At 65.0% G+C, this 12,832-nt stretch carries 9 protein-coding genes; 3 read left to right on the forward strand and 6 right to left on the reverse strand.

Translation table 11 applies throughout. The annotated features are described in order from the left end of the window. Positions 1–209 precede the first annotated feature (209 nt). Positions 210–845, reverse strand: a complete 636-nt coding sequence (locus tag L979_RS13395; RefSeq protein WP_052209903.1) for a YdcF family protein — start codon at positions 843–845, stop codon at positions 210–212. 148 nt (positions 846–993) lie between these two features. On the opposite strand from L979_RS13395, the gene L979_RS13400 reads away from it, so the two are divergent. Continuing rightward, complete coding sequence (locus L979_RS13400) at positions 994–1,527, forward strand: thioesterase family protein (protein WP_081994540.1); 534 nt, start codon at positions 994–996, stop codon at positions 1,525–1,527. A 68-nt stretch (positions 1,528–1,595) separates the two neighbouring features. On the opposite strand, the gene L979_RS13405 is transcribed toward L979_RS13400, so the two are convergent. The 4 genes from L979_RS13405 to L979_RS13420 all read right to left on the reverse strand — a co-directional run bounded on the left by L979_RS13405 (position 1,596) and on the right by L979_RS13420 (position 6,036). Continuing rightward, complete coding sequence (locus L979_RS13405) at positions 1,596–3,500, reverse strand: bifunctional sugar phosphate isomerase/epimerase/4-hydroxyphenylpyruvate dioxygenase family protein (RefSeq protein WP_047692704.1); 1,905 nt, start codon at positions 3,498–3,500, stop codon at positions 1,596–1,598. A gap of 68 nt (positions 3,501–3,568) precedes the next feature. Then, positions 3,569–4,183, reverse strand: coding sequence for a DUF2617 family protein (locus L979_RS13410; protein WP_047692706.1), 615 nt, complete (start codon positions 4,181–4,183; stop codon positions 3,569–3,571). Positions 4,184–4,460: 277 nt separating this feature from the next. Next, positions 4,461–4,904: a DUF350 domain-containing protein gene (locus L979_RS13415; RefSeq protein ID WP_052209904.1), complete on the reverse strand. Its 444-nt coding sequence runs from the start codon at positions 4,902–4,904 to the stop codon at positions 4,461–4,463. Positions 4,905–5,019: 115 nt separating this feature from the next. Further along, positions 5,020–6,036 carry an aldo/keto reductase gene (locus L979_RS13420; RefSeq protein ID WP_081994541.1) on the reverse strand — a complete coding sequence of 339 codons (1,017 nt, stop codon included), beginning with the start codon at positions 6,034–6,036 and terminating at the stop codon, positions 5,020–5,022. Between the two features lie 61 nt (positions 6,037–6,097). On the opposite strand from L979_RS13420, the gene L979_RS13425 reads away from it, so the two are divergent. Then, entirely contained in the window at positions 6,098–6,631 is a 534-nt protein-coding gene (locus L979_RS13425; RefSeq protein WP_047692708.1) for a histidine phosphatase family protein, read from the forward strand. 8 nt (positions 6,632–6,639) lie between these two features. On the opposite strand, the gene L979_RS13430 is transcribed toward L979_RS13425, so the two are convergent. Beyond that, entirely contained in the window at positions 6,640–7,716 is a 1,077-nt protein-coding gene (locus L979_RS13430; RefSeq protein WP_231559553.1) for a glycerophosphodiester phosphodiesterase family protein, read from the reverse strand. Between the two features lie 137 nt (positions 7,717–7,853). Here L979_RS13430 and L979_RS13435 point away from each other — a divergent pair, with 137 nt between their 5' ends. Further along, positions 7,854–12,791, forward strand: coding sequence for an NAD-glutamate dehydrogenase domain-containing protein (locus L979_RS13435; protein WP_047692710.1), 4,938 nt, complete (start codon positions 7,854–7,856; stop codon positions 12,789–12,791). Positions 12,792–12,832 lie beyond the last annotated feature (41 nt).

Raw genomic sequence — 12,832 nt, forward strand, 5'->3', positions numbered from 1 at the left:
TGCCTATTCCGCCACTCGCGCGTGGTGTTCAGCGGGGATCTTCCTCGCTGGGCAACGACGAAAATCATACCCACACTGAACCCAAGACGCCAATCGAGGGCGCAGCGGGTGGTGAGGGGCGGCGTCGTTGTGGGAGGGGTGGGGGATCGACGACGCCGCGGCCCACCCACCAGACACACGGCCACCCGGCCCCATCGCGGGGACCAGGCTCAGGACCCGGTCTTGGGATGCCAGGGGAGTTGGGTGTCGCAGCCGGGGGTGACCCAGGCCTTGAGGAAGCCAGCCGATTGGTAGATGTACTCCCGCCATGTGGCGCGGCTGAACAGGGAGTAGTTCTCCTGATAGTCAAAGGTGGGCCACTGGGTGGTGCCGTCAAAACAGCGTTCCACAATCATTTGGGACCGTGCCACGTGCGGGCGGTAGGTCAGCACAATCACGTTGTCCCATCCGCGTTCATCGGCAAGCTCCCGCAGTTTCATGGCCTCGCCCTGCGTGGTGGAGGGGTCGGGCTTGAAGCAGATGACCTCGTAGGGGAGGTCAGGGTCGTTGCAGTATGGGCGGTTCTCAATGAACTCGGCATCCGAGGGCCAGGTGCCCGGCACAGGATCCGGTGTTGCCACCACTGCCACGGGTGCCAGGCCGGCTTCCATGATCTGGGCCGCCATGGCAACTCGCGTGGGATCGGGGGGTCCCAGCACCAAAAGGGCATCCGCGGGTTCCGGTTGCTCCGTGACATCCGGGTGCAGCAGCACACCGGTGCACACCAGCAACCACGCGCAGGTCAGAGCAACCACCGAACCAACGGCGGTGCCCACAACACGAACGGTGCGGTTCTTCCCCTGCAACCTGAATGCCCCTTCCCCAAGCCCCGCCCGACCGGGGCTAATCTTGGGCTGGCTGGTCCCATGCGGCCCGGACCTCACGAATGCCAGGTCCAGGTGGCCGACTCGGTGCTCACACCCAGCTACGAATCATAAGGAGACCGTCCCACCCATGACGACGCCCAACCCGCAAGATCTTCCTCACACCCCCGCAAGTGCCCACATCGCGGCCGCCGGTCAGGACAACGGCCCCGGGACCGTGGTGCGGATCCCCATGCGCTGGGGGGACATGGACTCCTACGGGCACGTGAACAACGTGGAAGTGGTGCGCATGTTGGAGGAGGCGCGTATTGCGGCCTTTGGTGTTCCGGTGGGTGCCGGTCACCAGGTTGTGCCTCCGGTGGTCCCCATATTCGACACCCTTCCGGAGGGCACCCAAGCCCTGGTTGCTGAGCACCGGGTCAAGTACGACAAAGCGCTGGAGTACCGCAACGCCCCGGCCCCGGTCAGGGTGCGGGTGGTTCGCGCCGCGGGCGCCGCATTGGTCCTGGGCCTGGAGATTCACGACGCCGCCACCGGTCAGGTCTGCGTCCGCGCCCACACCCAGCTGGCGTTTTTTGACCCGGCCGAGCAGCGGGTGCTGCGCCTGACCAAGCAGCAGCAGGAGGCGCTGGAGCCGTGGGCCGGCCCGTCCCTGTTCCGCTGAGGCGGGTCCGTTGGCAGCGGGTGGCTGAGACCGGCTTCTTGACTCCATCCCACGACGACGCCGCGTGCTCACCCCTGGTGTGACTGCTGCAGCCGGTACTGGGCCGCCAGACGCACCGGTGCATCCTCTGCGCCAAAGCCCGTGTATCCGCGGCGTTCAACCACTTCCATGAACACGTCCCCCAGGGTGCGGGTGTAGAAGTGCAGGAAGTCTCCGTGGTCGTCACGGTCGTAGAGCAGGTTGAGTTCCCGTAGTTCGTCCACGGTCTGGGCGTCAAGGTCGAATCGGGTGATCAGATCTTGGTAGTAATTCTCCGGGATACCCAGAAACTTCAGGCCGCGGCGATGGGCACGGCGGGCCACTTCACGCACGTCTGTGCTGGCCAGAGCAATGTGTTCGGGGTAGGCCACGCCCACAAAGGATCCATGTTCCGCGGCGGTGGGTGCCAGGTTCAGCGGCAGCTGGATGGTTTGGTCCGGGCTGCACATCACCTGGGAGCGCACCAGCCCGGAGGGGCCGGGGACCTCTTGCGCCGGGGTGGAGGTCAGGCCCAGTGCTGAGGTGTAGAACAGCACATCTTCGTCATAGTGCTGCCACTTCTGGGCCACGTTGACGTGGTCGATGCCGGTGATCAGATCGCCTGCCCCCAGGGGGTCTTCCTCCACCCCGAACTCGCTGAGCCACTCCGGGAGGCCATCAGCACAGCCGGTGCCGAAGAAAATCTCCGTGCCGTCCGGAGCGTAAACCCCGTGCAGGGTCACCTCCCCGGGGAGTTGTTCGCGGGGCACGGGTGTGGAGCCCAGTTCCACGGCGCGTGCAAACGCGGCCGCGGGGTCCTCCACGTGGAACCCCAGCCCGGAGACTTCAGCCACGGCCTGGTGCTCGGAGCGCGCGCGGGGGTCAACGTGCGGTTCACGCCGTGTGCTGTGGCCGGCCTCTGAGACCACCACACGAACCGGTCCTTGCAGCCACACCTGGACGTCCTTGCTGCGGTGGTGACCACCCAACCGGAAACCGAGGCGGTGCAGCAGCCGGGTGGTGTGCCCCAGGTTGGTGGTGCGCAGCTCCACAAAATCCCAGTCCGATGGTGCTGATGCTTCCGGCAGGGCTTGCAGCTCAACCCGGTCCCGGACGGCGCCGTCGTGCATTTCTCCGGCCAACGCACGGCGGGTCTGGTCCTCCAACCACCGCAGGGATCGCAGGCCGTCGACGGCGGTGCGGTGCACGTCAGCCTGGCGGAAGGAGTCGTTGAAGATCTCCAGGGAGACCGGGCCGCTGTAACCGGAACGAACCAGGTGGGACATCAGATTCACCAGGTCAAAGTCACCTTCACCGGGGAACACCCTGTGGTGGCGTGACCAGGAGAGCACATCCAGGTGCATCAGCGGGGCATCAGCAAGCTGGACAAAAAACAGCTTCTGCGGGTCCATCTGCGCGATGCTGGCTGGATCAGACCCCCGGGAGAGAATGTGGAACGAGTCCAGGCATGTCCCCACAGCGGGGTGATCGGCATCCATCACCAGCTGATGGGCGTGATCGTGGGTGTTGACGTGGGTGCCCCAGGCAAGGGCCTCGTAGGCCAGGCGGATCCCATGTTCCTGGGCCACTTCCCCCAGTTGGTGCAGTTGTTCGGCCACCAGGGCATCATCCGCAACGGCACTGCCCGCCACGTTGGAGCACACCAGCAATGTGTCCGTGCCCAGCTGATTCATCAGCTCGCCGGTGCGGTTGAGGCGCCGCAAGCTGTCCTGGAAGGCATGGGCTTCCAACTCCACGCCGTTGCGGAAGGGCTGGTAGAGGTCCAGGGACAACCCGGCGTCCTGTGCACGACGACGAATCTGGTCCGGTGAGGTGGGGGAGACCACCAGGTCCTGGGTGAAGATCTCCACTCCGTCAAACCCGGCTGAAGCGGCAGCCTGGAGCTTTTCCTCAAGGGTGCCGGAGAGGCAGACCGTGGCGATTGACGTGTGCATTCATCCTCCTGCTGTTGGCCGGACCGTGAGGGCCGACTCACCTGTTCCGGACGATAGCAGCGGAGGACTCAACTGGCGCGGCGCAGCCCCGCCCCGATGGCAGAGAGCCACACGGTGCTGGTGGTCTGGACCAAGCGGTTCTCACCGGGGGCAACGTGCCAGGAACGCCACAGAATTTCGTCGTCGTCGTTGAAGCCGAACACGCACAAACCCGCACCTGCGGTACCGGCAGCATCCACCTGGTGGGAGGTGAAGCCTGCCGAAGCGTTGCAGGCATGCTCCACCTTCTGACGCTGGCGGGCGAAACCGCGGGGGGAGTGTTGGGTCACGGTGCAATGCGCCTGATAGAGCAAGCTTCCGCTGAGGGGGTCGTCCTGGCGCTGGGTGACGGGCAGGTGGGCTGTGTCAGGGCCGGGGACGGTGAAGGTCTCCATCCACTGATGCTCGTCCACGGTGATGATGACCTGGTGCCCGGTGCCCACCAACCGCAGTTCCACGGTGACTTCTGCGGCCGCACCGGGGCCTCCCGTGGGCATGACCACAACCGTGGAGGCCAGAGCGGGACCCAGATCCACCCGGGGGCCAAAGCTCAAGGCTTCCGAATAGGCCGGGGTGTGTGCTGCCGGAACAGGCGTGGGTAGTGTGCGGTCCAAGTGGTGCGTCACCGGGGAAGGGGTGTTCAAAGGTCAAGCTCCTCTCACCATGCACGGGGCTGCGGGGGGGACAGCCAGGCGATCACCGCCGCGCACGATTTTTTTGCAAATTACGTGCGCTCGGTGCTGCCTGCAAGCAAGTTGCCTGATGATTCACGGCACACATGGCAGTGAACAGGGCATTGGCGCAGGTGATCCGTGAGGTGAGCGTTGCACAACGATTGCACAACGATTGCGCAACGGCGCCTGCGTAACGCCGCAGGTACAAGAGGGGTACACCCGTGGAGGTGGGGAAACTCCGCGGGGGTCAGGCGATGGCTGCAGCCACCACAATTCCCACGGCCAGGTGAGTTGCCGCGGTGACCCACACAGCCGGGTGCATCTTGTGATCGTTGTCCACAATCAGTTCGCCCAGCTTGCCCGGCGCCAGAAGGTCCATGAGGAAAAACGACACCGCCATGAGCAACAGACCGATCAACCCGTAGATCAAGGTGGTCACCAGACCCAGCCACAACACGGAGGCAGAGGCCAGGATGGCTGCCCGCACAATTAGGGCCATGGCCAGGATGGAGGCTCCCAGGACCAGGACGGCGCCGTGGTTGCGTTCGGCCCAGATCACGTGGTGCAGCTTGCCCGGGGTCAGCAGCTCGATCACCCAGTAGCCGGCAGCCAGCAGGACCAACCCCACCAGCCCATAGGCGGCGGCACCGGCTGCGGAATACAGCAGAGTGCTCAGAACAACTGAATCCATGGTGTCTCCAACCAATCGTGAACGGTGCCATGCGGACTGCGGGCACTGTCAGTATGCGTGGTGGCGGCCCGCGCTGCCGCCATTGTGCGATGAGGCTTGTGGTGGTGTGCCGTGCTCAGGGCACGTTGTGGCCGCGGGCCGAATTCAGCAGCGCGTACCAGTGCTCGTGCGTCAGCTTGTCCACGACGTCCAGTGCTTGTGCGCAGGCCACGATCCGCTCCGGGTTGCTGGTACCGATCACAGGCCGGATGCGTTGCGGAAGGCGCATGATCCACGCCAGGGCCACCGCCTCCGCAGAAGTGCCGATCTCTGCGGCAATGGCGGCGGTCAACTCAGCAGTGGCCGGGTCAGTGCTGTCCTGCGGGCTGCGAGTGTACCGGCCCTGGTCCAGTGCTCCCCAAGCCTGGACCTGGATCCCTGCGGCGGCACAGTTCTCCAACAGAGATTCGTCGAAGTCCACTCCTGAGCCTTCCGGGTGGTCCCACAGGATCTGGCGCTCCACAAAGTCCCGGTGACCCAGGCTGAGCTGAACCTGAACGGCTTCCAGCGGGTGGCGGAGGTGGCTTTGAAGAACCCGGATCCGGTGCCAGGACACATTGGAGATGCCCAAAGCCGCGGTCAGGCCGTCATCCACCAGCTGATCCAGAACAGCTGCCACCTGGGTGGGATCAGCCAGGGGATCCCACCGGTGAATCAGGAACCGATCCACCGACTCAACGCCCAGTCGCGTCAAGGATCCTTCCAACCCGCCGCGCAGCGTGTGTTCATCCAGGCGGTAGTGCATGGGGGCGTCATCTGCCGCCGTGTTCCCAGGGATCCGGATGCCGGCCTTGGTCTGCAACGTGACGCTTTCGCGCCGGCCGGCGCGCTCGGCCAGCCACTGACCCACCACGGACTCCGACTTGCCGGCGGTATAGATGTCCGCCAGGTCGATCTCCGTCAGACCCGCAGCCGCGGCAGCATCCAGGGCACGGAACCCGGTGGCGACGTCGTCGTCAGTCAGGGCCGAAAGGTCCCAGGACCCGCCCAAGGCCATGGCACCGTAGATCAAGCGGGAGGAACTACGGCTGGGCTCGTGGGCTGTGCTTGCGGAGTCGGGGAGAATGGGGGAGACATCTGACGGCGCGCTCATTGGGCAATTATGTCCGAGGCCGCCGACAACCCCAGAGCCCACCACCGCAGGAGGAATCTGCATGCTCGCATTCATGCGCCACGGCGAAACCGACTGGAACCGGGCCCAGAGGCTGCAGGGCGGGTCCGACATCCCGCTCAACAGCACGGGCCGGCAACAAGCGGTGGACGCGGCACACCTGATGCGTGACGAAGATCCGGGATGGGACCTGGTGGTCACCTCACCGCTGAGCCGGGCGCGGGAAACCGGGCGCATTGTGGCCCAGGAACTCGGCATTGAGCTTGGACCCATGTACCAGGGCCTGGTGGAGCGGTCCTTCGGGTCCAATGAAGGCGAGAGCATTGCGGAGATCTCCCCAGAGGGTTACCAGAAGCTGCTGGAGGTGGCCGAACCGGAAGATCAGGTGGTGGAGCGTGCATTGGAGGTCCTTCATGAGGTGCACGGCCAATTCCCGGAGCGCAACATCCTGCTGGTGGCCCACGGTGCGCTGATCCGCTTCACCGTGGCCCACCTGCAGAACACGGAACCCAAACGCGTGGCCAACGCGGAAGTGGTTCCTGTGGATCAGGACCTCCTGGCAGCCACGGCGTCCTGAACCCCAGCTCAGTTGCGGCCGGGAGTCCCTGCGCCGTGCTGCCCCTGTTTGGGGCCCTGCTTGTGCTCCGGGCCGCGGCCCTGGCTGTGACCGTGCTCCCGGCCAGGACTGTCCGGGCCTCCGGTGGAGGCAGGGGATTCTGCGGGGCGGGCCTTGCCGGGCGCGGTGCCGCTTCTGCCCGGGCGGGCCTGGGGATCAGACGGTTGATCCTGTGCGGCGTAAGCCGCGGGCAGCGGCATGCCACGCTGTTGCATCAGCTGGCGCAGCTGCCACGGGTAATCGGTGATCAGGCCGTCCACACCCCAGTCCATCAGCCTGGCCATGTCCGCCGGGTCATTCACGGTCCACGGCACCACTTTCAGACCCAGATCATGTGCCTGAGCAATGTTGGCCTGCGTCAGCACTACGTGCTGAGGTGACCAGACGTCGTACCCACGGTCAGCCACCTCTTGTGGTGTGAGACCTGCGCCCCCGGGGTTCTCTGCCTCGGCAAGAGCCACCAGCTCCAACTCCGGGGCCACGGGTGCGGCACGGTCCAGTGCTGCCCAGTCGAAGGACTGCAACTGGGTGCGCTCAGGCCAACCGTTGGTGTAGATCTGCTCCAGAACGGCATCCACCAAGGCATCACGTTCAGCGGCGTTGGAGGGGTCCTCCACCTTGGTCTCGATGTTGAACCTCACACCATCCGCACGGTGATCGCGCACCAGCTCAAAGAGCTGCTCCAGAGTGGCAATCCTGTTGCGCTCCACCACCATTTGCTGCGGATAGCCGGGCAGCTGTTGGTAACCGCAGTCCAAGGTCTGGATCTGCGCGTAGGTCAGGTCTCGGACGCGGTCTCCCACGTACGGGAAGTCGGGGTCATTGGGGGTTGCCGGGGCGGTGTCCTGGCACTTTGCGGTCTCGACGGTGTGGTCATGCCACACCAGGACCACACCGTCTTGTGTCAGGTGAGTGTCCAGTTCCAAGGTGGTCACCCCGAGTTCCAGGGAACGGGCAAAGGCGTAGAGGGAACTTTCCGTCCACTGCCCGCGCCCGCCCCGGTGGGACTGGAGGTCGAATGGTGGCTGTGCTGGGGGTTTCTCCACAGCACAAGGGAATCCCAAGATGTGTCCCTTCGCAACGGCGCGTGGACGGCTAGTGTGAGTGAGGTACCCAACGTCCGCGGCGGCTCCACCAGCGCGGCGCGTGACCTCACCATCCCTCACAAAGGCGTGATCGAGTAGTGACACAGGACAAGTACCGTGCAGAGGTAGATGACCACACGGTGGCGATTCCCGTGGTGGCTCAGGCTCCGCAGTTCGCAGGCGACAACGCGTGGATGCGGGCCTACTACGCGGGTGTTTCCCCGGAGGATCTGGCCTCCCGGCCCAGCGAATCCCTGACCGAGCGGGCCAACAAGCACCGCCGGGTGGCACAGACCCGTGCTCCCGGGCAGACCTTGATCCACGTGGACCGGGAGGCTCAGCGTGCCGTCCTGTACGTGGTCACGGAGGACGTTCCCTACGTGGTCTCTACCATCAACACCCAGATCGCCCAGAAGTGGGGCGGCGCTCGCCTGGTGGTTCACCCGATCCTGCAGGTCACCCGGGATGAGGACGGTGGCTTGGGTTCGGTCATGGAGGTCCCCAATTTCGCGGCTCATTCCAGCGGGGACACTCAGACCATCCCTGCCGTCGGTGGCCTGGGGGAGCGGGCCGCCATGGAGTCCTGGGTGCAGGTGGTCCTGACCCGGGAACTGGACGAGGACGCCGCAGCCCAACTCATCAGCGAACTGCACCCTGTGCTTGCCGATGTGGCTGTGATCGCCAGGGACCATGAGGCCATGCGGGACTCCGTGCAGAACCTGGTGGTCTCCTTGGACGGACTGGCCCGGCGGGATGAGCAGGACGGGCTGCACCTGGGGGACGTGGCTGCCGCCCAGGACTTCCTGCGGTGGATGCTGGACGGAAACTTTGTGCTCATGGGCATCAAGGAGTACGACCTCAACGGCCCTGATGAACAGCTGTACCTGGAATCCCGTCCGGACACGGGCTTGGGGCTGTTGAGCGAATCCGGGCGCAATCCGTACCGGCGTCAACTCACTCAGCAGGCACAGGAACACGCCAAGGACGCGGAAACCCTGTTTGTCACCAAGGCCAACACCCGCTCGGAACTGCACCGCAGTGAGTTCCTGGACTACATCGGCATCCGCCGGTTCAACGCGAACGGCCAGGTGGACGGCGAACACCTGATCATTGGGTTGTTCGCCCGCAAGGCCTATGCCACCCCGGCCCGTGAAACTCCTTGGGTCAAGGACAAGATCCAGGCGGTGGCCACCCAGTTCGGTTTCCGTGAGGACTCCCATTCGGCTCGGGACCTGCTGAGCATCATGGAGGAGTACCCCCGGGACGAACTGCTGCACATGTCCGTGGACGAGCTTGCCGAGGTGGCGCGCGGTGTCCTGGGCCTGGATGAGCGGCGCGTGACCAAGATCTTTGTCCGCCCGGACCTGTTCGGACGGTTCGTCTCCGCCGTCGTTTATCTGCCCAGGGACCGGTACAACACCTCCGTGCGGCAGCGGATCTCCGATGTCCTCACGGACACCTACGGTGCCACGGACGTGGACTTCCAGGTGCGCCTGTCCTCCTCCGCACTGGCCCGGGTGTTCTTCCGGCTACGCCTGCCCGGGGACACCCCACCCCCGGTCAACATGGCAGAGTTGGAATCACGGGTGCGCTCCGCCGTGCGTTCCTGGCCGGATGCCTTGGTGCGTGCCATCGGGGCGGAGTTCTCCGGTGAGCAGGCCCGCGAGTACGCCTACAACTGGGCTGAAGCCTTCCCCCCGGCGTACCGGGCGGATTACGAGATTGATGAAGCCGTGGCCGATCTCCAGCGCTGCGAGATGCTCTCCGGCCAGGAACCGGAACAAGCCGCTGAGGTGCGCGTGGCCACGGTCTCTGACGGGGAGCAGGACCAGGTGCGCCTGAACGTGTACCTGACCCGCCGGTTGACCCTGACGGAAATGCTGCCCATGGAGCAGAACCTGGGCATGACCGTGGTGGATCAGAAGCCTTACGAGATCACCCCCGCTGATGGTCGCGAGTTCCAGCTCTACGACTTCGGCGTGGAGCTGCCGGCAGGCGTGGACCCGGTGGGGCCGCCTGAGGCCCGGACCGAGGACCTGATTGAGGAAGTCCTGTGCGCTGTGCTCTCCGGGCAGTCGGAATCGGATGCCCTGGACCGCCTGGTGCTGGTGGAACGCCTGCACTGGCGCACCATTGCCGTGCTGCGGGCCTACGTGAAGTACCTCCTGCAACTGGGGGTCCCGCACTCCTTCGAGTTCATGGCAGCCACGTTGCTGAGCTACCCGGGGGTCACCCGGGCCGTGGTGGAGCTGTTTGAAACCTCCTTCGACCCGGACCGGTTCCTGACTCACGACGGCGCCGCTGATGATCAGGCGCGTCAACAGGCTCGGAAGGAGGCCCGGGAGGCGGTTTCAGCAGCCCTGGAGGAAGTGCCCACCCTGGATGCGGACCGTTTCCTGCGGACGCTGGTGGAGGTGGTGGATGCCACGCTGCGCACCAACGCCTATCAGACGGACCGGCCCACCATTGCCCTCAAGCTCAACCCCCAGCGCATCTCGGCTGCCCCGCTTCCGCGGCCGCAGTTCGAAATCTGGGTCTGGTCCCCGCGGGTGGAAGGCACTCACCTGCGCTTTGGTCCGGTCTCCCGCGGTGGCCTGCGGTGGTCGGACCGCCGCGAGGACTTCCGCACGGAGGTCCTGGGCCTGGTCAAGGCGCAGATGGTCAAGAACGCGGTGATCATCCCCAACGGTGCCAAGGGCTGCTTCTTCCCCAAGCAGTTGCCGGATCCCTCCGTGGATCGCGGGGCGTGGGCTGCTGAAGGCGAGGAAGCCTACAAGGAATTCGTGGGCGCGCTGCTGGATGTCACGGACAATCTGGAGATCGCTGCCGGATCCTCTGGCAACGACGACGCCGGTGGGGCCGGTGACCGCACCGTCCCACCTGCTCGCACGGTCCGGAAGGACGGGGACGACTCCTATCTGGTGGTGGCAGCGGACAAGGGCACGGCCCGGTTCTCCGACACCGCCAATGCCATCAGCCTGGACCGTGGATTCTGGCTGGGGGATGCCTTTGCCTCCGGTGGCTCTGTTGGTTACGACCACAAGGCCATGGGCATCACCGCACGCGGCGCCTGGGAGTCCGTCAAACGGCACTTCTTTGAGCTCGGTCATGACACCCAGACCCAGGACTTCACCGTGGTAGGTGTGGGAGACATGTCCGGGGACGTGTTCGGCAACGGGATGCTGCTGTCCGAACACATCAAACTGGTGGCGGCCTTTGACCACCGGGACATCTTCCTGGATCCCAACCCGGATCCTGCAGTGTCCTACGCAGAACGCGAACGCTTGTTCGGTTTGGCACGTTCCTCCTGGCAGGACTACGACTCCGCCAAGATTTCCGCCGGCGGTGGCGTGTTCTCCCGCGAGGCCAAGTCCGTGCCGGTTTCGGAAGAAGTCCGCGCACTGCTGGAACTTCCGGAGTCCACCACGCAGCTGTCTCCGATTGAGCTGATGCGGGCCATCCTCCAGGCACCTGCGGACCTGTTCTACAACGGCGGTATCGGCACCTATATCAAGGGCTCCACGGAGACCCACGCGGAGGTCGGAGACAAAGCCAATGACGCCATCCGCGTGGACGGCCAGGAATTGCGGGTCAAGGTGGTGGGCGAAGGCGGCAACCTTGGCGTCACCCAGCTGGGCCGGATCGAGACTGCACGCAACGGGGTGCTGATCAACACGGATGCCATCGACAACTCCGGTGGCGTGGAGTCTTCCGACCGTGAGGTCAACATCAAGATTCTGGTGGACCGGATGGTCACCGCCGGGCGACTCAAGGCCGAGGCCCGCGCGGAGTTCATCGAATCCATGACGGATGACGTGGCGGACCTGGTGCTGCGCACCAACGTGGCACAGAACGTCACGTTGACCGTGGACCGGTGGAAGGCCGCAGACTACATGGTCACCTATGAGCGCCTCATGGACTGGTTGGAGGAGGCGGCGGATCTGGACCGCGCCATCGAGTTCCTGCCGGACACGGAACCCATGGAGGAACGGATTGCCGCCGGGGAAACCATGACCTCCCCGGAGCTGTCCGTGCTGATGGCTTACGCCAAGATCCAGCTCTCGGAAGCTCTGATCGATTCTGATCTGGCCGAGGACCCCTGGACCTCAACGGTAGTGGAGACCTACTTCCCGGCACCGGTTCTGGAACGCTTTGGGGAGGATCTTCAGACCCACCCTCTGCGGCGCCAGATCCTGTGCACCATGGTGGCCAATCACATGATCAACGTGGGTGGGGCCTCCTTCGCCTTCCGGGCGATGGACGAGACCTCCTGCACACCGGCTGATCTTGCCAAGGCGTTCTTGGCCACGGTGGCGATTTTCGACGTCGACCCCTACCTGGACCAGGTGGCACACCTTTCGGCGGAGATTCCCACCGAACTGTGGGTGCGGATGCTGCAGGATCAACGCCGCCTGGTGGACCGCTCCGTGCGGTGGCTCATCAGCCGGGACGAGACCTCTCACCCCATTACGGATGTCATCCAGCGCTACGAGCCCATTGCTGCCCTGCGCAGCAGCGACACCGTGCTGTTGGGCCATGAATCCGCATCCCGGGATGATGAGTTGTTGGCGATCGCCACACGGCAGGGTGTGCCTGAGGGGTTGGCCCGCGAGTGGTCCTGGATGCTGGACTCCTACCCGCTGCTGGACGTGGTGCGACTGGGCACCCAGGCTGGTGAGGACCTGGAAGTTGTGGGCCGGGTCTACTTCCTGCTCTACGACCGCTTCAACATTGAGTCCCTGCTCAAGCGGATCGGTGAACTTCCACAGAACACCCGGTGGGAGGCACTGGCCCGGATCTCCATGCGGGAGGACGTCTACTCCACCCTGGTGGCCATGGCCGCACAGGCGCTGCGTGTGGACGGGCAGAGCCCGGAGGACCGTGTGGAGGCCTGGGAATCCGTCAGCGAGGCCCAACTGGCGCGACTGCGCTCCACCTTGGAGGACATTGCCGCCAGCAACACCGGGGACCCCGCCGGTGATCTGGCTGCCCTGTCCGTGGCACTGCGCACCATGAGGGCCGCGGTTCAGGACTGAAAGAACGGCTCAGGGCGGGGTGCACGACCATCAGTGCTCGT

Origin of the sequence: Kocuria sp. ZOR0020, from assembly GCF_000800955.1 — a bacterium.
GTDB classification, from domain to species: Bacteria; Actinomycetota; Actinomycetes; order Actinomycetales; family Micrococcaceae; genus Kocuria; species Kocuria subflava.